This window comes from Xanthomonas sp. NCPPB 3582, from assembly GCF_041475735.2.
Lineage (GTDB): Bacteria > Pseudomonadota > Gammaproteobacteria > Xanthomonadales > Xanthomonadaceae > Xanthomonas > Xanthomonas codiaei.
In genome coordinates, this window is sequence record NZ_CM192968.1 from 1,972,031 (window position 1) to 1,994,495 (window position 22,465).

At 61.8% G+C, this 22,465-nt stretch carries 18 protein-coding genes and 1 tRNA gene; 15 read left to right on the forward strand and 4 right to left on the reverse strand.

Annotated features, from left to right (window positions below):
- Nucleotides 1-5: 5 nt before the first annotated feature.
- Nucleotides 6-275 carry a Trm112 family protein gene (locus tag ACCQ05_RS08380; protein ID WP_372393495.1) on the reverse strand — a complete coding sequence of 90 codons (270 nt, stop codon included), beginning with the start codon at nt 273-275 and terminating at the stop codon, nt 6-8.
- A gap of 58 nt (nt 276-333) precedes the next feature.
- On the opposite strand from ACCQ05_RS08380, the gene purE reads away from it, so the two are divergent.
- A complete protein-coding gene (gene purE / locus ACCQ05_RS08385) occupies nt 334-837 on the forward strand; it encodes a 5-(carboxyamino)imidazole ribonucleotide mutase (RefSeq protein WP_101361418.1) in 504 nt (167 codons plus the stop codon).
- Complete coding sequence (locus ACCQ05_RS08390) at nt 834-1,979, forward strand: 5-(carboxyamino)imidazole ribonucleotide synthase (protein WP_372393496.1); 1,146 nt, start codon at nt 834-836, stop codon at nt 1,977-1,979. Before purE ends, ACCQ05_RS08390 begins: the two co-directional genes overlap by 4 nt.
- A 144-nt stretch (nt 1,980-2,123) precedes the next feature.
- On the opposite strand, the gene ACCQ05_RS08395 is transcribed toward ACCQ05_RS08390, so the two are convergent.
- Nucleotides 2,124-2,702 (reverse strand): superoxide dismutase, encoded by a 579-nt coding sequence (locus ACCQ05_RS08395; RefSeq protein ID WP_104542542.1) that lies wholly within the window; start codon nt 2,700-2,702, stop codon nt 2,124-2,126.
- Nucleotides 2,703-2,822: 120 nt separating this feature from the next.
- On the opposite strand from ACCQ05_RS08395, the gene grxD reads away from it, so the two are divergent.
- The 5 genes from grxD to ppnN all read left to right on the forward strand — a co-directional run bounded on the left by grxD (nt 2,823) and on the right by ppnN (nt 9,853).
- Complete coding sequence (gene grxD / locus ACCQ05_RS08400; RefSeq protein ID WP_104542540.1) at nt 2,823-3,143, forward strand: Grx4 family monothiol glutaredoxin; 321 nt, start codon at nt 2,823-2,825, stop codon at nt 3,141-3,143.
- Complete coding sequence (locus ACCQ05_RS08405) at nt 3,140-3,880, forward strand: SDR family NAD(P)-dependent oxidoreductase (protein WP_372393497.1); 741 nt, start codon at nt 3,140-3,142, stop codon at nt 3,878-3,880. Before grxD ends, ACCQ05_RS08405 begins: the two co-directional genes overlap by 4 nt.
- On the forward strand, nt 3,877-4,476 hold the full coding sequence (locus tag ACCQ05_RS08410) for a YhgN family NAAT transporter (RefSeq protein WP_039407493.1): 600 nt from the start codon (nt 3,877-3,879) through the stop codon (nt 4,474-4,476). Before ACCQ05_RS08405 ends, ACCQ05_RS08410 begins: the two co-directional genes overlap by 4 nt.
- 639 nt (nt 4,477-5,115) lie before the next feature.
- Nucleotides 5,116-8,361, forward strand: coding sequence for a TonB-dependent receptor (locus tag ACCQ05_RS08415; RefSeq protein WP_372393498.1), 3,246 nt, complete (start codon nt 5,116-5,118; stop codon nt 8,359-8,361).
- A gap of 106 nt (nt 8,362-8,467) precedes the next feature.
- Nucleotides 8,468-9,853 (forward strand): nucleotide 5'-monophosphate nucleosidase PpnN, encoded by a 1,386-nt coding sequence (gene ppnN / locus ACCQ05_RS08420; RefSeq protein WP_104542534.1) that lies wholly within the window; start codon nt 8,468-8,470, stop codon nt 9,851-9,853.
- Between the two features lie 161 nt (nt 9,854-10,014).
- Here the strand turns inward: ppnN and ACCQ05_RS08425 are convergent, their stop codons facing one another.
- Nucleotides 10,015-10,995: an IS5 family transposase gene (locus tag ACCQ05_RS08425; RefSeq protein ID WP_372392214.1), complete on the reverse strand. Its 981-nt coding sequence runs from the start codon at nt 10,993-10,995 to the stop codon at nt 10,015-10,017.
- A gap of 303 nt (nt 10,996-11,298) precedes the next feature.
- Between ACCQ05_RS08425 and ACCQ05_RS08430 the strand changes: the two genes are divergently transcribed.
- From ACCQ05_RS08430 to ACCQ05_RS08460, 7 genes are all read left to right on the forward strand, one after another.
- Nucleotides 11,299-11,814, forward strand: coding sequence for a GspH/FimT family pseudopilin (locus ACCQ05_RS08430; protein ID WP_228964069.1), 516 nt, complete (start codon nt 11,299-11,301; stop codon nt 11,812-11,814).
- Nucleotides 11,814-12,293, forward strand: a complete 480-nt coding sequence (pilV, locus tag ACCQ05_RS08435; RefSeq protein WP_228964068.1) for a type IV pilus modification protein PilV — start codon at nt 11,814-11,816, stop codon at nt 12,291-12,293. The genes ACCQ05_RS08430 and pilV overlap by 1 nt, the downstream gene beginning before the upstream one ends.
- Nucleotides 12,290-13,546 carry a PilW family protein gene (locus ACCQ05_RS08440; protein ID WP_372393499.1) on the forward strand — a complete coding sequence of 419 codons (1,257 nt, stop codon included), beginning with the start codon at nt 12,290-12,292 and terminating at the stop codon, nt 13,544-13,546. Before pilV ends, ACCQ05_RS08440 begins: the two co-directional genes overlap by 4 nt.
- Nucleotides 13,547-13,548: 2 nt before the next feature.
- Nucleotides 13,549-14,022, forward strand: a complete 474-nt coding sequence (locus ACCQ05_RS08445; RefSeq protein WP_228964066.1) for a pilus assembly PilX family protein — start codon at nt 13,549-13,551, stop codon at nt 14,020-14,022.
- Nucleotides 14,023-14,024: 2 nt separating this feature from the next.
- On the forward strand, nt 14,025-18,449 hold the full coding sequence (locus ACCQ05_RS08450) for a PilC/PilY family type IV pilus protein (protein ID WP_372393501.1): 4,425 nt from the start codon (nt 14,025-14,027) through the stop codon (nt 18,447-18,449).
- Nucleotides 18,450-19,056: 607 nt separating this feature from the next.
- Nucleotides 19,057-19,488: a type IV pilin protein gene (locus tag ACCQ05_RS08455; RefSeq protein ID WP_228964064.1), complete on the forward strand. Its 432-nt coding sequence runs from the start codon at nt 19,057-19,059 to the stop codon at nt 19,486-19,488.
- Nucleotides 19,489-19,547: 59 nt separating this feature from the next.
- A tRNA-Asn gene (locus ACCQ05_RS08460) sits at nt 19,548-19,624 on the forward strand.
- 47 nt (nt 19,625-19,671) lie between these two features.
- Here the strand turns inward: ACCQ05_RS08460 and ACCQ05_RS08465 are convergent.
- Entirely contained in the window at nt 19,672-20,172 is a 501-nt protein-coding gene (locus ACCQ05_RS08465) for a GspH/FimT family pseudopilin (protein WP_372393502.1), read from the reverse strand.
- Nucleotides 20,173-20,354: 182 nt separating this feature from the next.
- Between ACCQ05_RS08465 and uvrB the strand changes: the two genes are divergently transcribed.
- Nucleotides 20,355-22,376, forward strand: a complete 2,022-nt coding sequence (uvrB, locus tag ACCQ05_RS08470; protein WP_372393503.1) for an excinuclease ABC subunit UvrB — start codon at nt 20,355-20,357, stop codon at nt 22,374-22,376.
- Nucleotides 22,377-22,465: the final 89 nt, after the last annotated feature.

The window sequence follows — 22,465 nt, forward strand, 5'->3', positions numbered from 1 at the left end:
CGAACTCACTTTTCGGGGAAGTCGGCGATCTGCGCGGTGGCGATGGCTTCTTCGGCCAGCAGCACCGGAATGCCGTCGTCGACGCGGAAGATCTGCTTGCGGTCGTGGGTGATCAACGCCTCGCGCAGCGGCTGCGACTGCGCGCTGCCATCGGCGCGCTGCAGGGTTCCGCCTGCGATGGCGGTGTTGAGTGCGTCCAGCCCCTTGCCATCCAGCAGCGAAAGCGGCTGGCGGGTGTCGGGCGAGCACAGCAGGTCGAGCAGTTTGCGATCCATCGAAGTCTTGTCTTGCGTGGAGATTGGCTAGAATACGTCTTTACCGCAGGGCAGGGCCATGACCTCCAACCACTCCGCGCCGCTGGTCGGCATCGTGATGGGCTCCCGTTCGGACTGGGAGACCATGCAACACGCGGCTCAGAAGCTCGATGCGCTGGGCGTGCCCTACGAAGTCAAGGTGGTCTCGGCGCACCGCACGCCGGATGTGCTGTTCACCTACGCCGAGCAAGCGGGCGAGCGCGGCCTGCGCGCGATCATTGCCGGCGCCGGCGGCGCGGCGCACCTGCCGGGCATGCTGGCGGCCAAGACCGCGGTGCCGGTACTGGGCGTGCCGGTGCAGTCCAAGGCGCTCAACGGCATGGATTCGCTGCTGTCGATCGTGCAGATGCCGGCCGGCATCCCGGTGGCGACGTTTGCGATCGGCAACGCCGGCGCCGCAAACGCGGCCTTGTTCGCGGCAGCCATGCTGGCGCCCGAGCAGGCGCAGATCGGTCAGGCGCTGGCGCAGTTCCGAGCCAAACAGACCGACGATGTCATGGCCAGCGACGACCCGCGCCAATGACTACGGTCGGCATTCTGGGCGGCGGCCAGCTGGCGCGCATGCTGGTGCTGGCCGGTGCGCCGCTGGGCCTGCGCGTTGCGGTGTTCGACCCGGCCGCCGATGCCTGCGCAGGACAGCTGGCGCCCCTGCAGGTTGGTGGGTTCGACGATACCGCAGTGCTTGCGGCCTTCGCCGCGCAGGCGGAGGTGATCACCTTCGATTTCGAGAACGTACCGGCGGCCAGCGCGCAGCATCTGGCCGCGCAGCTGCCGGTGTTTCCGCGACCGCAGGCGTTGGCGGTCGCGCAGGACCGGCTCAGCGAAAAGACCCTGTTTCGCGAGCTCGGCATCCCGGTGCCGGAGTTCGCTGCAATCGACGATCGTGCCGGCCTGGATGCCGCGCTGGCGCATATTGGTGCGCCCTGCGTGCTCAAGACCCGCCGCTTCGGCTACGACGGCAAAGGCCAGTACCGCATCAGGACGCTTGCCGATGCCGATGCCGCCTGGGACGCGCTCGGCGCGCAGGCGCAGACGGTGGGGCTGATTCTTGAAGCGTTCGTGCCGTTCCAGCGCGAAGTCAGCGTGGTGGCGGTGCGTGGTCGCGACGGCGAATTCCGCGCCTGGCCGCTGACCGAGAACTGGCATGTGGATGGCGTGCTGTCGGCGAGCCTGGCACCGGCCAGGGTGGATGCGGCCATGCAGGCGCTGGCCGAAACGCATGCGCGCGCAATCGCCCAGGCGCTGGACTACGTGGGCGTGTTCGCGCTGGAGCTGTTCGTGCGCGATGGCGAACTGCTTGCCAACGAGATCGCCCCGCGCGTGCACAACTCCGGCCACTGGACGATCGAGGGTGCCGAGACTTCGCAGTTCGAAAATCACCTGCGTGCGGTGCTTGGCCTGCCATTGGGCAGCACGGCGATGCGAGGGCATGCCTGCATGCTGAACTGGCTGGGCAGCATGCCCGAGGCTGGCGCGTTCCTGGCCGTGCCGGGTGGCCACTGGCACGACTACGGCAAGCAGGCGCGCGAAGGTCGCAAGGTGGGGCATGCCACCGTGCGTGCGGATACGCCGCAGGCGCTGGCGGCTGCATTGGCGCAGGCGGGCAAGGCATTGCAGCGCACTGCGCAGGTCGCGCCGGTTGTCGGGCGTCTGCAGGAAGGTTGAGTGATCGCGCTGCCGCCTGCGCGGCGGCGCACCAGCCAAGCGGTGTCGGGGATGGCTCGCAGGCGAGGGTGTGCGCTGCTGAGGCGCGTGGGCTGCGCCGCACGCGGGAACCGGTTCGGTTGCCGCTTCGATGGTCAGCTCAGCTCAACCCAATCGGCTGGCCACGAAATCCCAGTTGATCAGCTTCCAGAACGCGTCCAGGTACTGCGCGCGGTCCTGCTGGTAATCCAGGTAATACGCATGCTCCCAGATGTCGCAGGCGAGCAGCGGCGTGTCCGGGCCGGTCAGTGGGGTTGACGCGTTGGGCGTGGCAACGATGGCCAGGGTGCCGTCCGGGCGTTGCACCAGCCAGACCCAGCCCGAGCCGAAGGTGCCTAGCGCCACGCGGTTGAATTCCTGCTTGAAATGCGCGAAATCGCCGAACGATTTGCCGATGCGCTCGGCCAGCCTGCCCAGCGGTTCGCCACCGCCGCGCGGGCGCAGGCATTGCCAATAGAAATTGTGGTTCCACACCTGTGCTGCAAGATGGAACAGGCTGCCCTGCGCCTGCCCGATGATCTCGTCCAGGGTCAGCTCGGCGAACTCGCTGCCTTCGATACGGGCGTTGAGTTGCTCGACCTCGCTGCGGTGGCACACATCATGGTGGGCTTGCAGCGTCGCGGCCGATAGATGCGGCTCCAGGGCCGCGCGGGAGTAGGGCAGGGCAAGGTGTTCGATCGGCATGGTGTGCAGGGCAGCGAAGGGAGTCCGGCGGCAGGTCGCGTGAAGGCTTACAATGCGCGCCTTTGCGGAAGTCTATCCGACCCGGCGGTCGGGCCTGCCGCTCCCAGTCAGGAGAGTTCAATGCCGGTGATGGAACGGATCCAGGCCGAAGTCGAGCAGCACCCGATCGTGCTGTTCATGAAGGGCACCCCGCAATACCCGATGTGCGGTTTTTCCAGTCGCGCGGTGCAGGCCCTGGTGGCCGCCGGCGCCGACCAGCTGCGCACGGTCAACGTACTGGAAGAGCCGGAAATACGCGCCAACCTGCCGCGCTATTCCAACTGGCCCACCTTCCCGCAGTTGTTCATCCACGGCGAGTTGATCGGAGGCTGCGACATCACGTTGGAACTGTTCGAAGCCGGCGAACTCAAGCGCATCGTCAGCGAGGCCTACCAGCCGTGAGTGCAGCGCAGTCCGCCGCTTCGGCCGGCCTGACCGGGCGCGTGGTGCTGATCACCGGAGCGGCCGGCGGGCTGGGCAGCGCCGCAGCGCGGGCGTGCGCACAGGCCGGTGCCACGGTGGTGCTGCTGGGGCGCAAGCTGCGCCCGCTCGAACGCGTGTACGACACGGTCGCCGCGCTGGGCGTCGAGCCCTTGCTGTATCCGCTGGACCTGGTCGGCGCCACGCCGGACGACTATGCCGCGCTCGCGCAGCGCCTGCAGGCCGAGCTGGGAGGGGTGTCCGGCGTGCTGCATTGCGCAGCCGACTTCGCCGGGCTGACGCCGGCCGAGCTGGCGGCGCCCGATGCCTTCGCCCGCAGCATCCATGTCAACCTCACCGCGCGCGCCTGGCTCACGCAGGCCTGCCTGCCGCTGCTGCGTCAGCAGCACGACGCGGCGGTGGTCTTGGTCGTGGACGACCCGGCGCGCGTCGGCCAGGCCTATTGGGGCGCCTATGGCGCCGCCCAGCATGCGCAGCGTGGTCTGCTCGCCAGCCTGCATCACGAAACCGCCGCTGGCCCGGTGCGTCTCCACGGCCTGCAGCCGGGCCCCATGCGCACCGCCCTGCGTGCGCGTGCCTTCACCCACCAGGAAGACGCCGACGCAGCCGACCCCGCGCGCTATGCCGCTGCCTGCGTCACCTTGTTGTCCATGGCAGGTGCTCCGCACCGCGGTGCGATCTGGAGCCCTTCGGTATGACCATTCTGTCGGCAGCCCTGCTGCTGTTCCTGATCCTCGACCCGCTGGGCAACATCCCGGTGTTCCTCAGCGTGCTCAAGCCGCTGCCGCCCAAGCGACAACGCTTCGTGCTGGCGCGCGAACTGCTGATCGCCCTGTGCGTGCTGATGGCCTTCCTGTGGGGTGGCAAGTACGCGCTGGAGCTGATGCACCTGCGCCAGGAGTCGGTGGCGATCGCCGGCGGCATCGTGCTGTTCCTGATCGGTATCCGCATGATCTTCCCGCGGCCGGAAGGCCTGATGGGCGAGATTCCCGATGGAGAGCCCTTCATCGTGCCGCTGGCCATCCCGCTGGTGGCCGGCCCCTCGGGCATGGCGGCGGTGATGCTGATGGGCAGCAACGAGCCCACCCGGCTGTGGGACTGGAGCCTGGCGCTGATGATCGCCTGGATCGGCGCCTCGTCGATCCTGGCCTCCGCACCGCTGCTGTACAAGCTGCTGGGTCACCGCGCACTCACCGCGGTCGAACGCCTGATGGGCATGTTGCTGGTGGCGATCTCGGTGCAGATGTTTCTGGATGGCCTGGGGACGTATTTCAAGTTGCCGGTATCGATCTAAGGCGCCGGAGCAGGGCATCGCCAGGCTGGATGCGGCGCGCTGAGGAGGGGGTAAGTGCGCTGTGGATGGCGAGGCGCCTGGCTTGAAGTAATCGCCATCCATGCCTTGTGCGCCGCGCGCGTCTCGATGGCGAGCCGGTCTGGCGGGGCAATGGCGCGTAGCCCAACCCAACCAGCAGTCGCTGGGCGAGAAGGCTTCTACGCCTGCCGATGCGTCCGGCGGATCCTGGCCTTGCGATGCGAACTCTACGCACGCGATAAATTATCGCCTCAGGTCGGCGCAACTTGTCACAATCGGGACGATTTCCTGGCCGGGAGGTCTGCGCATCTGGGACACACAGGGGACTCTTGCCCAGGCCCATCCCGGGAAACGCTCCGAAGTCGAGACGCGTATCGCGTTACCGCTGCGACCTTGCGCAGCCTTGCCTGTCGGACGCCGCAAGTGCAGTTCATGTTGCAGTGCGCGAAGTTTGTCACGCCGCCGTCACAATCAGGCTTTAGCGTGTTAATCTGTTGTTAACCGTTGCGGCAGCAACCAGCCGCGCGGCGAGGGACCCCAGATCATCGGCAGCCCAACCCCGGGAACGGTTGGGCTGACTGCGCTTTTTGTCACTGCCCAACCTGTATCGAGGCCACCGAAATGACCCACCCCCGTTGTCTCCGCATGTCCAAGCTCACGCTTGGCCTTGTCGCCGCGCTCGCCGCCGCTCCTGTGTTTGCGCAAAGCACCTCGGCTGGCGTTGCCGGCCTGGTGACCGGCAGTGGCGGCCAGCCCGTCCCGAACGCCGAAGTCACCATCACGCACGTGGAGTCCGGGACGGTCAGCCGTGCCACCACCGATGCCAGCGGACGCTACAACGCGCGCGGCCTGCGTGTGGGTGGCCCGTACACCATCACCATCACCAAGTCGGGCGAAGGCACCAAGACCGAAGAGGGCGTGTACCTGAACCTCAATCAGGTCAACAACGTCGATGCTTCGCTGGGCGGTGATGTGACCACGCTGGGTGCGGTGCAGGCGATCGGCGGCGATTACGGCTCGGCGCTGTTCAGCGCCAACAAGATGGGCACCGGTACCAACGTGACCCGCGAGCAGATCGAATCGCTGCCCTCGATCAACCGCAACCTGCAGGACTATGTGCGCCTGGATCCGCGCGTGGCGCAGACCGACAAAGCACGTAACGAGATCTCGGTGGGCGGCCAGAATCCACGCTTCAACCTGATCCGCGTGGACGGCATCAGCACCAACGACGCCTTCGGCCTGGAATCTAACGGCTTGCCGACCCCGCGTCAGCCGTTCTCGATGGACGTCATCGACGAAATCTCCGTCGACGTCGCCAATTACGACGTCACCATCACCGGCGCGACCGGCGGCGTGATCAACGCGGTCACCAAGTCCGGTACCAATGAATTCCACGGCTCGGTCTACGGCACCTACCGTGAGAACGACTGGTCGGGCAAGAATCAGAACGATATCCGTCCGCAGCTGTTCGATAACGAAACCACCTACGGTCTGACCCTGGGCGGCCCGGTCATCAAGGACAAGCTGTTCTTCTTCGCCAACTACGAGAAGTACAAGGGCAAGGGCGTGTTCACCGGCGCTTCCGGCTACGGCCCGATCGGGTCGGGCGCAAGCAACATCGTGCAGATCCAGCAGGCGGACGTCGATCGGATCATCGACATCTCGCGCAACACCTATGGGTTCGATCCGGGAACCCTGGCGCTGCCGGCCCTGGATTCGGACTCCGAAGAGAAGGGCTTCAAGCTCGACTGGAACATTTCCGACAAGCACCGCGCCTCGCTGCGCTACGGCGAGAGCGAGCAGAGCACCGCCAACCTCAACGGCTTCGGCAATCAGGCGCTGTCGCTGAACTCCTTCCATTACGTGCGTGACTTCAGCCTCAAGACCTATACGGCACAGCTGTTCAGCGACTGGACCGATACCTTCTCGACTGAAGCCAAGGTGTCGTATCGCGATTATTCGGCAGTACGCACTGCCGCGTCTCAGCTGCCTGCGGTAGCCGTGCGTATTGGCAACAACACCGTCAATCTGGGCACCGAGCAGAGCACCCAGGCCAACGAGCTGCGCACCGAGACCTGGAATGCGTTCTTCGCAGGCACGCTGTTCTTGAACGACCACACCGTCAAGTTCGGCTTCGATTACGAAGACAACGACCTGTTCAATCTGTTCGGGCAGCGCGTCTTCGGTTCCTATACGTTCAACTCGATTGCCGACTATGCGGCCAATCGTCCGCTGAACTATCGCTATTCGCGTTCCAACAGCGGCAACATCGACGATATCGCCGCGGATTGGGGCATGCGCAATGTCGGCGTGTTCCTGCAGGATACTTGGGCGGTCAACAACAATCTGACCTTGACCTTCGGCGTGCGTTACGACGAGCCGATGGTCAAGAACAGCCCTGCCTACAACGCCACTGCATCGACGCTGTTCGGCTTCCGTAACGACCAGACCATCGACGGAAACGGCCTGTTCGAGCCGCGCTTCGGTTTCAACTACACCTTCGACAGCGATCGCCCCACTCAGCTGCGTGGCGGCGTGGGCCTGTTCCAGGGTGCCGCGGCAACCGTGTGGCTCTCCAACCCGTACTCCAACACCGGTCTGGCGTATACCGATTACAACTTCTCCAGCCAGGCGCTGGTGAACGCCAACGGCATTCGCTTCACGCCTGACATCAACAATCAGCCGACCGGTAATGGTTCGGTGAATGGCGCGACCCAGTCGGTCGACTTCGTCGACAGCAAGCTGGGTCAGCCGTCGGTGTGGAAGGCCAATCTGGCATTCGATACCGAACTGCCCTGGTACGGCATCGTGGCATCTGCCGAGGCGGTGGTAACCAAGGTCAACGAGGCGATCTACTACCAGCAGCTCAATCTGGGCAACACCACGCGTGTCGGTCAGGACGGTCGTAATCTGTACTGGAATACTCCGGGCCTGAATCCGGCCTGCTGGATGGCCGATGGTCGCAACCCGACCGGTACAGGTGCTCCGGCGGCATGTCTGCGTGGCACCGGTTCGTCGGTTGACGCTCGCGGCTCGCGCGACACGCGCTTCAACGATGCGATCATCGCGCGTCCGACCGACAAGGGCGGTAGCGAGAGCTTCACCATCGGCCTGAACAAACCCTTCAACGGCGGCGACTGGTCGTGGGGCCTGTACTACACCTACACCGATGCCGACGAAGTCAGCGGCCTGACCAGCTCCACCTCCGGGTCGCAGCTGGGCAACAATGCGGTGTTCCAGGCTAACGAGAATGTCGCCTCGACCGCCGCGTACGAAGTCAAGAACAGCATCCTCGGTACCTTGAACTGGAAGCATGCGTTTTTCGGCGATTACGAGACCAAGGTCGGTCTGATCTACCAGGGTCGTAACGGTCGCCCGTACAGCTATGCGTTCGACAACGACGCCAATGGCGATGGTCGCTTGAACGACCTGCTGTACATCCCGGCCGGTCGCGGCGATGTGCTGTTCGGTACCGCGGCAGAAGAACAGGCGTTCTGGAACTACATCGAAGGCAACGAGTATCTGGCCGCCCGTCGTGGTCAGGTTGCCGAGCGTAATGGCGCACGCAACTCCTGGATCAACCAGTTCGATCTGCATATCGAGCAGGAAATTCCTGGCTTCTTCAAGGACAACAAGGCCTCCATCTGGCTGGACGTCATGAACGTCGGCAACCTGCTCAACAAGAAGTGGGGCCGTGTCGACGAATATGGCTTCCCGGGCATGCGCGGCATCGTTGAGTACGGCGGTGTCGACGCGGCCAGCGGCAAGTACGTGTACCGCTTCAATACACCGGACCAGTCCACGATCTACGACGATCGCGGCATTTCCCGCTGGGCGCTGCAGCTGGGCTTCCGCTACCAGTTCTGATCGCGGTTAGCGTGGCATGTGTTGCGGAAACGGCCGGGGCAACCCGGCCGTTTTCTTTTGGGCGGGTGAGTGCGCTAAAGTCCTGCGCAGACGACAGGAGCAAGCTATGGAACTCAGCAGTACGGCGGCACGGGCGCTGCCGGTAGTGGATGCGCGGATCTATCCGCGTGGTGGCCTGGACGTGCTGTCCAAGGCGGAAGTGGCCCGGCTGCGCGATGCCTCCAGTGGCGGCATGCACGAGTTGCTGCGCCGCTGCGCACTGGCCGTGCTCACCAGCGGCAGCGCTTCGGACGACCCGCGTGCCGCACGCGATCTGTATCCGGATTTCGACATCCAGGTGAACCAGCAGGACCGCGGCATCCGCATCGATCTTATCAACGCCCCGGCGATGGCGTTCGTCGATGGCGAGATCATTCGCGGCGTGGCCGAGCTGTTGTTCGCCGTGGTACGCGACCTGGCCTACATGGCCATCGAACTCGAAGCCCAGCGCGGCGACCTGGATACCAGCGAAGGCATCACCAACGCCGTCTTCGGCCAACTGCGCAATGCACGCATCCTGCAGCCGTCGGACCCGAACCTGGTCGTGTGCTGGGGCGGGCACTCGATCTCGCGCGACGAATATCTCTACACCAAACAGGTGGGCTACGAGCTCGGGCTGCGTGGCCTGGACATCTGCACCGGCTGCGGCCCGGGTGCGATGAAGGGTCCGATGAAGGGCGCCACCATTGCGCATGCCAAGCAGCGCAAGCACCACACACGCTACATCGGCGTGACCGAGCCCGGCATCATTGCAGCCGAGTCACCGAACCCGATCGTCAATCATCTGGTAATCATGCCGGACATCGAAAAACGCCTGGAGGCGTTCGTCCGCATCGGTCACGGCATCCTGGTGTTCCCGGGCGGCGTCGGCACGGCAGAAGAGATTCTGTACCTGCTCGGTATCCTGCTGCGCGAGGAAAATGCCAGCCTGCCGTTCCCGCTGATCCTCACCGGCCCGACCATCGCCGCGCCGTACTTCGAGCAGATCGATCGCTTCATCCGCCTGACCCTGGGCGATGCGGCCGCCTCCCGCTACGAGATCATCGTCGGCGACCCGGTCGCCGTGGCACGCCGCATGGCCGAAGGCATCCACGAGGTGCGCGCGCACCGCAAGGACCAGAAGGACTCCTATTACTTCAACTGGTCGGTGCACATCCCACTGGAGTACCAGCAGCCGTTCGTGCCCAGCCACGAAGCCATGGCCGCGCTGGACCTGCACCACGGCCGCCCCGCGCCCGCTCTGGCGGCCGACCTGCGCCGCGCCTTCTCCGGCATCGTCGCCGGCAACGTGAAGGAAGACGGCATGCGCCGCATCGAGGAGTTCGGCCCGTTCGAGATCCACGGCGACCCGGACATCATGCAGGCCCTGGACGAGCTGCTACGCGGCTTCGTCGAACAGCGCCGGATGAAGATCTCGGGCGATTACCGGCCTTGTTATCGGGTGGTGACCTGAAGACAGCCGCCGTGCCTGGCTCCGGCCAGTGCACGGCAACGGCCTAGGGATGGTCTGATCAATGAGGCCTGAGGACGCGGGAGGTGCATTTCTCCAAGGATCTGCGTTTGAATAGTCGAAACTTGCACCATTTTCGGCGCGATCCGAACATCATCTCCCGATCACAGGCGCACGCTCCCCGCAGCGGACAGTAACTGCTTTCGCTTCATCCACAGGTTGGACAGCGCAAACAACGTCAGCACCTGCGCGGTGTTCTTGGCCAAGCCGCGATAGCGGACCTTGGTGTAGCCAAACTGGTGCTTGATCACCCGGAATGGATGCTCCACCTTTGCGCGCACGCTGGCCTTGAAGTGTTCCCAACGTTCTGCCCCAGCACGCTCGCGCTTGTTGCCTATGGCCTGAATCGTGGAGCGCTTGGCGGCAATGAAAAATGCAGCCTCGCAGCGCTGTAGCTCGTCGCGCTTTTCCGCACCGGTGTAGCCGCTGTCGCCGAACACGCTGTCTTCCTTCCCGTGCAGCAATGCATGCGTCACTGTGACATCGGCTACGTTGGCTGCGGTGCACTGCACGTGATGTACCAGACCGGAAAACTCATCCACACCAATATGCGCCTTCATCCCGAAATACCACTGGTTGCCCTTCTTGGTCTGATGCATCTCAGGGTCGCGCGCATGGTCGGCATTCTTGGTCGAACTGGGCGCAGCGATCAGCGTCGCATCGACGATCGTGCCCGACCGCAGGCTCTGGCCCTTGCGCGCCAGATGCGCGTTGACCACTTCCAGCATCCGTGCGGCAAGGCCATGGGTCTCCAGCAGGCGCCGAAAGTTGAGAATCGTGGTCTCGTCGGGAATGTCGTCCAACCCACCGAGCTGGGCAAAACGCCGCAAGGTCGGGATCTCGTGCAGCGCTTCTTCCATCGCCGGATCACTCAACGCATACCATTGCTGCAGCAAATGAATCCGCAACATCGTCGCCAGTGCGTACGGCTGCCGACCTGGCCGCCCCGACGTAGGATAGTGCAACGCGATCAGCCCGAGCAGTTGCTGCCACGGAACGACCTGCTCCATCTCGGCCAGAAATATCTCGCGCCGGGTCTGCTTACGCTTGCCCAGGCCCTCAGCGTCACCGAACGTCAGCTGCATGGATGAGTCCTCTACATGAGACGCTAGTGTCGCGCATCTGTGGTGAGTTGATCAGACCTTCCCTAGACGGCCGTAAGCGCGGTGCATAACCAAGGATGTGCTGATGACAGGCATCTACGCAGCTGAAGCATGATGGTTGCCTGTTGAAAGAAGTTGCTTGATCTAACGAAAACGCGGCCTCCGGCGATCTCGGGTCTGCCAGCGCTGACGTTTGTCTGCCGTTTCCTGCCGCTCGTCAGTGAGTGGTTGCGGCATTACTGAATGTCTCTCACTCTGTCTCCATCAACGCTGGGGAGCGTATAGATGAAACAGTTGCGTGCCCGGGGTTTCACTCTCGTGGAACTTCTCGTCACGATTGCGGTGGTGGCCGTGTTGGCCGTCATCGCGCTGCCGTCCTTTCAAGGTGTCATCCGTTCCAATCAGGCGGCCACGACAGCGAATGAACTGGTCGCATCCTTGGCGCTCGCGCGCAGCGAGGCGATCCGTAGCACCCGCGGAGGGGGAATCTGTCCGAGTTCGGACGGGACAACCTGTAGCGGCCAATGGTCCAACGGCTGGATTGCCTGGTCTGACGCCAATGCAAACGGCACTTTTGATTCGGGCGAGACGGTTCTGCGTTATACCAAGGTCAATCCGAACATGACCATCGACGGTACGGGGATCACTGCGATCGCATTCGATGCTAGGGCGCGGCGCATTGCCACTGCCGATCAGGTTCTGACCCTGCGTCCGGCGAGGTGCCCTTCACGCCAGCAATTGGTGCGAACGTTGACGGTGACCAGTACCGGCCACACCCGCATCGTGAAGGGCAACTGCTAATGACCAGACTCAATCCTCCGCCCTTTTCCAATCGCCGGATTTCGGGCTTCTCCCTTATAGAAGTGCTTATCGCGCTGTTGATCCTCGGCGTAGGCCTGCTGGGCTTCGCGCTGTTGCAGACGAGCAACGTTCGTTTTACCAAAAGTGCGCAGCAACGAACGATTGCCAGCAATCTCGCCTACGAGGTAATCGATTTGATGCGTGCGCAGCGCAGTATGGTTGGGTACTACACCGCAATCACCTACGGTAGTTTCGATAATGTCAGCGGCACCGACTGCGCCAGACCTGTCGACAGTTCTCCTGCCAAGGCGATGGAGCGCTGGAGATGCGATGTAGTGCGAGCGCTTCCAGATGGCAAAGCGCAGATCGTTCTTTCATCCAGCGGCGAAGTGACGGTCACGTTGCGGTGGGGGGATCAGATCTGGCTCACCGACGTCGACAAACAAGTCACCGCATTCACCGTGACGAGCCGCCTATGAAGAGCAACGCAAGGCATTCGGCTGCCGCGAAAAGTGCCGGCCTTTCGCTTATCGAATTGATGATCGCGCTGCTGATCAGCTCCCTGCTCTTGCTTGGAGTGATTCAGGTGTTTTCGGCGTCGCGGACGGCCTATCAGCTCTCCCAGGGGATCGCGCGTAACCAGGAGAATGGTCGTTTTGCCATGGATTTCCTTACTCGGGATATCCGCATGGCCGGCCATGCGGGATGCGTCAACGACCAATCCCTGCTGAGTACTGATTCCAGTGGCAATCCCACTGGCGGCAATATCCGCTCGCTATTCCTGACGGCCGCCGATCGCAACAGCAACACCGTTGCCAATCAACCGTTTCCATTGCGATTCGATGTCTCTATCCAGGGCTTCGAAGCCGCCGGGACTAAGAACGGGGACAATTTGACCTTGCCTGCGACGCCGGTTGCTGGCCAGTCCAGCGACTGGAGCCCGGAATTGCCGACCGAATTGGCGGGCTTGAGTCCGATCAAGGGGAGCGACATCATCGTGCTGCGCTACTTTTCGCCGATCGAGGAGATGGTGACCGGATTCGCACCGGGCAGTAATCCGGCGATTTCCTATCCCGACGAGTCGGCAGCTGGCAGCACCAAGGTGGCCACTGGTGGTGGTGGACTCTATGCGATCGCGGACTGCAAGGGTGCAACTGTCTTTCAGGCAAGCGCGGCACCCACGGCTACCGGGATGCATGTGGCCGTGGGTGGACTGAATAAGACGAGTCTGGCGTTCTTGGGTACGTACGATGGTGCGCTTGCATTTCGTCCCGGCAATGCCTCGCTCTTTCGCGCGGAGTCGGTAGCCTATTACATCGCCCTGAACGCGCAGACCAATATGCCCTCGCTGTACCGTGCGAGGTGGACGTCGGTACCTGCGGCGACCAGCCTGACCACGACGGTGGAAGAAGTGGTGGAGGGCGTGGAGCTGATGCAGTTTGCGTATGGCGAAGACAGCGCGCCATTGACCGGGCCACCATCTGGCTACATCAGCAACACCAACACCGCCAATACCCTAGGCGGGATTACGAATGCGCCGCGCTGGCGCCGTGTTGGCGCCGTGCAGATCGGCCTGCTGGTGCGCGGAGCAAATTCCGAGACGGCGGCCACTCGGCAGGCCTCCGTGGCGCCGTCGGTGCTCGCAGTGACCGTCACGCCCCCCGGCGATGGACAGTATAGGTCCGTCTACGAAACCACGGTCGCACTTCGCAACAGACTATTCGGTAATTAGTGATGAAGACACCCACCTTCAACAGCGTTTCCGCGCAGCGAGGTGCCGTACTGTACGTGGCGCTTATCATGCTGATCCTGTTGGCGCTGATTGGCGTTGTCGGAATGCAGGTGGCGACCATGCAGGAGCGCATGTCTGCAAACTATCTGGCGGCCAACGCCGCTTTTCAGCAAGCCGAGCGTCGGGTGCGGGAACGCGAAGCCACGATTAACAGCGGCACCGAATACACCTACGAAAATTGCCAGGTTCCCTATGATCCGGCGGCCTGGGCACAGGCAGTGGGAGATGACGTGGTGTTCGTTGCCCGTACCCGTAATATCAGTATCTGCACCCAGCAGTGCAGCGCCGGCAGCGGCGTGGACCAGTCGGAAAGCGGCTGCAATATGTTTAGAACCACGGTATTCAGTCGCGATCGTGACTCGGTGGATGCTTCTTCGTCCCTGTCAGCCGTCGATACGATCTTCGTTAGGCCTTGATCATGAAAATCAATTTCCTGAAGTACCTCGTCCCAGTCGGCGTCCTGGCTGCTGCGGGTTTTCTTATCCAGGCCGGCATCTCGGCGCCAGGTCCGCTGGATATTGCCCAGGCGCCACTATTCACGCGCAATGTCATCCCGCCACTCAACATGCTTGTCATGGGACGGGATCACAAGCTGTATTACGAAGCGTATAACGACGCGTCCGATTTGAATAACGATCGCGTATTGGATGTCGGTTACAAGCCGGATCAGATCACCTATTACGGCTACTACAATTCCAATGTGTGTTATCGGGCCACTGGTGCACGTTTTCAGCCGGTATCGGCAGCGACTGGCTCTAATCGGAAGCAATGTTCCGGGGCGTGGAGTGGGGACTTTCTGAATTACGTCACGACCTCGCGCATGGATGCCTTGCGCAAAGTGCTATTCGGCGGGTATCGCGTTACCGACACCCCGACGCAAACGATTCTGCAGGCTTCCTTTACCCCCCAGGACGCGCACAGTTGGGGTAAGGAATATGCCAGCGTCGCGCGCGATGGCTACGATATCTCTAGCTACACCCCTCTGAGCCTGCCTGTTTCTGGGCGCTATCACTTGTTTGCGGTCACCACTACGAGTGATAACGGCATACCGCAGATGCGCGTCCTCAGCAATTCGTCTTACCGGATCTGGAACTGGGTATCTATCGAGCGTCCGGTGGCCGGTGACGACTGTTTTACTACCAACAGCACCAGGGTCAATTGTCTGGCCTCTACTGAAAGCTGGGAGCTGGTTCCTGCGTCCAATTATAATAACCTCACGATAACAACTTGGCGTTCCATTACCGTTGCTAATAACTCAACGGAGATGGAGAATAATTTTAACGGGTTTACGAGCAATCAGCGGTGTGGTAGCGGTTCGATTAGTGTCATCGATAGAAGTGGTGGCAATAATAATCCGTTCGTTACCAACCGTAATGGCTGTCAACATGACAACTATTCGACACAGATTTCCGGGAATATAGTCATTCCAAGCGCGGGAACGTATGAGTTTGCGGTCAATGGAGATGATGCTGTCGAGGTCCAGATCGGGAGCACAGTTGTTGCTGGCTGGTATGGCGGGCACGGGCAAAACAATAGTTCCGCCTCGCTTACGTCGCATTCGGGTTCGATTTCGCTAGCGCGTGGCACTTATACGGTAAGGTTTCGTCATCAGGAAGGCGCCGGAGACGATAACTGGCAGCTTTATTGGCGACGGACGCCACAGGGTGGCTCAAGTGCGCTGAACAACTATCCGTTACAAGTGGAGGTTTGCCCGAGCGATGCCGCGTTGCGCGATCCCACTTGCAAGGTTTACGCGAACAATTCCTCATACAAGCCGACCGGCATCCTGCATGACTACGGTGAGACCGATCGGATGTATTTTGGTTTGTTGACTGGCTCTTATGCCAAAAATACAACCGGCGGCATACTGCATAGCAATATGTCGAGTTTCTCCCGTGAGGTGAACCCCAATACAGGGCAGTTTTGCCTGAATGGCGGCTGTGCCGGCGGCGACATCAAAGGAATCGTACATACCATCAGCACGTTCCGCACCCTGGATTTCAATTACGGCAACTACACCTATGGCTGCGGATGGATCGTCAATCGTCCTGTCAATGCCGGCGAGTGCTGGATGTGGGGTAATCCGATCGCCGAGATGATGTATGAAACGCTTCGATACTTCGGGGGCGCGAATGGGCCTCGTCCGGAATACGAGATTGGCACTGCATCGCAGGACTTCGCCACGCTTCAGCTCTCCAATCCAACGTGGCGGTCGCCTTACAAGGCGACGTCGGACGGCGGTGGCGGTTATCCGATCTGCGCGCAGCCGACCATGACCGTGCTGAGCGACATCAATCCCTCCTACGATTTCAAGGTGCCTGGGTCGCAGTGGTCCAGTATTAGTGCTGCGGGGGATCCGACGTCTCTGCAAGGACTAAATGTATCAACAGAGGCAGATGCCATCTGGCAAGCGGAGGGAGGCGGGAGCCGTCAAGTGTTCATTGGTGAGTCCAATGGGGTGGCCGACAACGCGCCCACTCCCAAGCTCGCTACCAATATGTCCACGCTGCGTGGTCTTGCGCCCGAGGAGCCCAGCAAGCAGGGTACCTATTATTCGGCTGCCGTCGCGCGTTACGGTGCGAACAACAAGATCGGCGGGGACAAGCGTGTCCGTACGTATTCTGTGGCGCTGGCTTCGCCGTTGCCCAAGTTCGACTTTCCGGTGGGTAATGGGCGCGTGACCTTGGTGCCGTTCGCCAAATCGGTTGGGGGCGGCGACATCTCGGCGACAAGTGCCTTCCAGCCAACCGACCAGATCGTCGATTTCTACGTACAGCGTGTGGCCAATACCTCTGGTACGTCCGGTCGAGATTACGATGCGAGCGTCAATGGCGGACGCCCCTATGCAGAGTTCCGGATCAATTATGAAGACGTGGAGCAGGGCGCCGACCATGACATGGATGCCATCGCGCTCTATACGCTGGCGGTAGATGCTACCAATCAGCTGCAGGTGACGCTGAGGTCGGAATATGCAGCCGGCAGTTACGACCAGCACATGGGCTATGTCATCTCCGGTACGACCCAGGATGGCGTCTACCTCGAGGTCTGCGACTTGCGGGACGGAACGGCGAATGACGGCACGCGTACCAGCTGTGCCAATCAGACGGCGTACCGGTTCAATACGCCCCCAGGGCGTCGTCCGGGCTATTGCAACACAGCATCCATGCCTTCCGATTGCACCGGGTTGCCGCCGACGACGACTCGCACGTTCTCGGTAGGAACGACCCCTGGCGCCACGCTGCTCAGAGATCCACTTTGGTATGCCGCCAAGTATGGTAACGACCAGGGTGTGACGGTGGATTCCGATGGCAATCCGACCAATTATTTCCTGGTCAGCAATCCGCTCGATCTCAGGAATCAGCTCGGCAAGGCCTTCGACTCCATCCAGAATCAAGCAGGCAGCAGCGGCTCGATCGCCATCGCGGGAACGCGCGTTTCGTCGGGCTCCTTCGGTGTTGTTCCCACCTATTCCACGACCAACGACGGGCAGGACTGGGTGGGCAATCTGACGGCCTATCAGGTCGACCAGAGCGGAACTCTGGGCAATGCTTTGTGGTCGGCAAGCACAGCGATGCCCACCGACAGCACTGGAGTTGCTGCGAAGACTATCTTTACCGCGCTCTCCAATGTGACTAGTACCAATCGCGCCACTGCGGTGCGGCCCTTCGAGGCGTCCCGGTTGGTGGCGACGTCAAGTGGAAATGCGGCAACGGATGCGTCGGAGATTTTTAATCGACTTGGCTATACGGCCGGGCAGGTCACCGCGAATTTCGGTGGTTCGGTAACGCCTGCTCAGTTGGTCGGTTACTTACGCGGCGAAAAGTCGATGGAGGGAACGACGCTCAATACTGCGCCGTTCCGTCGTCGTAGCGGGCCACTGGGCGACATCATCAATTCGTCGCCGGTGATCGCCACGCGTCGTGCAAACTACGGCTGGGCGGCTGCCATTGGGCTTTCGGATACGGCGCGGAGCAGTTACACCGCGTTCGTAAGCGCCCGTACCGCTTCATCGGCGCGCGAGCACGTGTTCGTGGGCGCGAATGACGGCATGCTGCACGCATTCGACGATACCGGCGCCGAGAAATTCAGCTATGTTCCAAATGGTGTGCTGAACCGCATGGCGTACTTGGCCGATCGTAGTTACCAGCACCGCTACTACGTGGATGGTAAGCTCACGCTGGGCGACGCGTACATCAGTGATAGCTGGCGCTCTGTTCTACTGGGCGGAACTGGCGCGGGCGGGCGCTCGATCTTTGCGCTCGACGTCACTTCCCCTAGTACGTTCGCGGCCTCTAATGTTCTCTGGGAGTTCAATAGCACCAGTGACGCGGATATGGGCTTCACTATGGGCCGTCCGCAGATTGTTCCATTGCAGGACGGTACTTGGGCTGCCATTTTCGGAAATGGCTATAACAGTGCCAGCGGCAAGGCGGTGCTGTTCGTGGTCAATCTTGCCACTGGTGCCTTGATCAAGAAGATTGAGGCAGTCGGAGACTCTGATCCAACCGAGGCCACCACTGTCAACTTGGGCTACAACGGGCTAGGCAATCTTGCGGTCGTCGATACCAATGGCGACGGATTGGTGGACACCGTTTATGGCGGTGATCTGCACGGCAATATGTGGAAGTTCAATCTTGGCGGCACCGCCGCGAGTGGGTGGGGGTTGCCTATGCCGATGGATTGGGAAATCGGCGACCGTTGTTCATCGCACGCGACAGTCTTGGCAATCGTCAGCCGATTACAGGTGGTATCGAAGTGGCGGTTGGGCCCGGTACCGGCTATATGGTCTACTTCGGAACAGGGCGTTATTTCGTTGTGGGCGATAACAGTAGTAACAACGTAGGAGCGTTCTATGGCATCTGGGACAACGGTACAGCCGTAACTGGGCGCGCCGATCTAGTCGAGCAGACAATTTCTGCGAGCACGGCGACCAGCCGCGATATCACACGTAATCCGGTGAGCTATCTGAGCAAGCGCGGGTGGTACATTGATCTGGTCGTGGATAGGCTGAATCCGAAGGGAGAGCGTTTCATCGGCACGCCCTCGATCCAGGGTGGTCGTGTGTTCTTCCCCACTTACGTGCCCGGGGTCAGCGTCAACTGCAATCCCGGGGGCACGAACTGGCTTTACATCCTCGATGCAACGACGGGCGGTGCGGCGGTCGGTACTGTCACCCTTCCCGATGGAAAGACTGGAGGCGGAAGTGGGGCAGGGGCGATCGCTGCCGGTGGCGACGCGCCCAACCAGGGGGTTGGGATCACGCGTCCAATTCCCGCGGGGCCGGCCTACTGCACTCCAGGGGCGCCGGGTTGCCCGCTTCCGTTGACACCAGGGACGCCGACCGATTCACGCTGCAGCGAAGTGATCCTGGATCCTAGCGATCCAACCAAGTCGATTTCCATGTTGCGCGCCTGCGGGCGTCAGTCCTGGCGACAGTTGAGGTGATACGGATGTTTAAGACGACGAAGTTGTGGTCTCTCAGGACGCGATCGGTGCAGGGATTCACCTTGATCGAGCTAATGATCGTGGTTGCGGTCATCGCAATCCTGGCAGCAGTGGCGTATCCGTCCTATCAGGAACAGGTGCGCAAGGCTCGGCGAGGGCAGGCGAAGGCCGACCTTGTCGAGTATGCGCAGCTGGCCGAGCGTTTCCGAACGGTCAACAACACGTACGTTGGCTACGAACTGCCGAAGAGCTGGTCGCCGCGGGAAGCTGCCTCCGAAGCAGTCTCTCACTACACGGTGTCGTTCGACGGTAATGTGGGCCGGTCGACGTTCAAGATCCAGGCCGTCCCACGTGCCGGGCAGGCAAGGGACAAGTGTGGGACGCTGACTATCGATCAGGCTGCTCGCAAGACTGGAGCGCAGTCCGATTGCTGGTAACGCCGATTGCAGGTGGGGTGTTGCACCTCCCACCGAAGGTCGGTACAATTCGCCTCCCCGCCCGAATAGCTCAGCCGGTTAGAGCACTTGACTGTTAATCAGGGGGTCGTTGGTTCGAGTCCAACTTCGGGCGCCAAGATGTTGAAAAAGCCGCGACATGTCGCGGCTTTTTCGTTTTGTGCGTCAGCGTGGTCGGCAGCTGGAGGACGTGGTGTAGCGGACTGTCCGCGTGCGTCCCGTGTTGTTCACGATGACGTCGGCCAGACGCCGGGCGTTGCTGCAGAGGCTGATGGTGATGTTGGTACCACTGTTTAGGCCGCTGGGCAGGAACCGCACGACAGGTCTGCCAAGCGTGGCCGTGGCTTCGATATCATTGGTCAGCGGATAGTGTTCGACCTTGAGAATCGAAGACGCATCCACTGGCTGCGCGTTGCGGTCCGGGTCCTTGAACACGATCCAGCCGTGGCTCCAGTTGCCATCCGTTCGGCAACTCGCGCCATCGGCCGATGGGCACACGCTCACGGGCATGCGCTGCGCGACGGCCATACTTCGTGCCATCGCCAGACAGGTCGTCAACAGATGCACGCGCGTTGTCGCCCGATGCCACCCCAGAACGCCCTGGAAGCTCGGTAAGCCGATGGCTGAGGTGATGGCGATGACTGCCATCACGACCAACAACTGCACTGCGGTGTACCCTCTCGCGCTCGAACGAGTCACTGTTCTCATCGCGCTTCTCCTTGAGGTCGAGCGAGCAGTCTCCGTACTGGCCGCATGCCAGGAAACGCTTGCTTCACTCAAGTGAACGTCAGACTTTTACCGGCATCGACCTACGAGATTTCGTACCGTCCTCCCCCGAGATCCGCTCCATGACCGACCGCTTTGAACTCGTCTCCCCGTACTCTCCAGCCGGCGACCAGCCCGCTGCCATCGAGAAGCTGGTGGCCAACTTCGAGGCTGGCCTGGCCAAGCAGACCCTGTTGGGGGTGACCGGCTCGGGCAAGACCTACACCATCGCCAATGTGGTGCAGCAGGTGCAGAAGCCGACCCTGGTGATGGCGCCCAACAAGACGCTGGCGGCGCAGTTGTACGGCGAATTCAAGTCGTTTTTTCCGAACAATGCGGTCGAGTACTTCGTCAGCTACTACGACTACTACCAGCCCGAGGCTTACGTGCCGTCGTCGGACACCTTCATCGAGAAGGACAGTTCGATCAACGAGCACATCGAGCAGATGCGGCTGTCGGCGACGAAGACCTTGCTGTCGCGGCGCGACTCGCTGGTGGTTGCAACGGTGTCGGCGATCTATGGCCTGGGCGCGCCGGAAGATTACCTGTCGCTGCGTCTGATCCTGTCGATCGGCGAGCATATCGATCAGCGCCAGTTGATCCGGCATCTCACCGACCTGCAGTACACGCGCAACGAATTCGAGCTCACCCGCGGTGCGTTTCGCGTGCGCGGGGAGGTGGTGGACGTGTTTCCGGCCGAGTCCGATACTGAGGCGTTGCGGATCGAGTTGTTCGATGGGGATGTCGAGCAACTGACCCTGTTCGATCCGCTGACAGGCGAAACCCTGCGCAAGCTGCAGCGCTACACCGTGTATCCGAAGACGCACTACGCCACTACGCGCGAGCGCACGCTCAGTGCCGTCGATACCATCAAGGAAGAGCTGAAGGAGCGGCTGGAGCAGTTGTATTCGCAGAACAAGCTGGTGGAAGCGCAGCGCCTGGCACAGCGCACCCAGTTCGATCTGGAGATGATGGCCGAGGTGGGCTTCTGCAACGGCATCGAGAACTACTCGCGACATCTCACCGGCAAGGCGCCAGGCGAGCCGCCGCCGACCCTGTTCGACTACCTGCCGCCGGACGCATTGCTGGTCATCGATGAATCCCACGTGACCATTCCGCAGATCGGCGCGATGTACAAGGGCGACCGCTCGCGCAAGGAGACGCTGGTGGAATTCGGCTTCCGGCTGCCGTCGGCGCTGGATAACCGACCGCTGCGCTTCGAAGAGTGGGAGGCGCGTTCGCCACGCAGCATCTACGTGTCGGCCACGCCGGGCCCTTACGAGATGCGCGAGTCGGCGGGCGAGGTGACCGAACTGGTGGTGCGCCCGACCGGCCTGATCGATCCTGTGGTCGAGATCCGCCCGGTCGGCACGCAGGTCGACGACCTGATGTCCGAGGTGCACGAGCGCATCAAGCTCGGCGACCGGGTGCTGGTCACCACGCTGACCAAGCGCATGGCGGAAAATCTCACCGAATACCTGGGCGAGCACGGCATCCGCGTACGCTACCTGCACTCGGACATCGACACCGTGGAGCGCGTGGAGATCATCCGCGACCTGCGCCTGGGCAAGTTCGACGTGCTGGTCGGCATCAACCTGTTGCGCGAAGGCCTGGACATGCCGGAGGTGTCGCTGGTGGCGATCCTGGATGCGGACAAGGAGGGCTTCCTGCGCTCGACTGGCTCGCTGATCCAGACCATCGGTCGCGCCGCACGCAATCTGCGCGGCAAGGCGATCCTGTATGCCGACAAGATCACCCGCTCGATGCAGGCCGCGATCGACGAGACCGATCGCCGTCGCGAGAAGCAGGTCGAGTACAACCTCGAGCACGGCATCACGCCCAAATCCGTGGCGCGTCCGATCGAAGACATCATGGAAGGCGCGCGCGAGGATGCGGCCGAGAAGAAGGCGGGCAAGGGCCGTTCGAAGTCGCGCCAGATTGCCGAAGAGACTCCCGACTATCGCGCAATGAAGCCCGCGGAGATCGCCGGCAAGCTCAAGAGCCTGGAACAAAAAATGTACCAGCACGCCAAGGACCTGGAATTCGAGGCCGCAGCGCAGATCCGCGACCAGATCCAGAAGTTGAAGTCTGCCAGCCTGGGATAGGGCGGGTCACTCGCCCTGCAGGTGCAGTGGGGCTTGTGGTCGGTAAAACCCTGCGCTAGAATGCGCGCCCTGCACAGCGCAATGCTGAC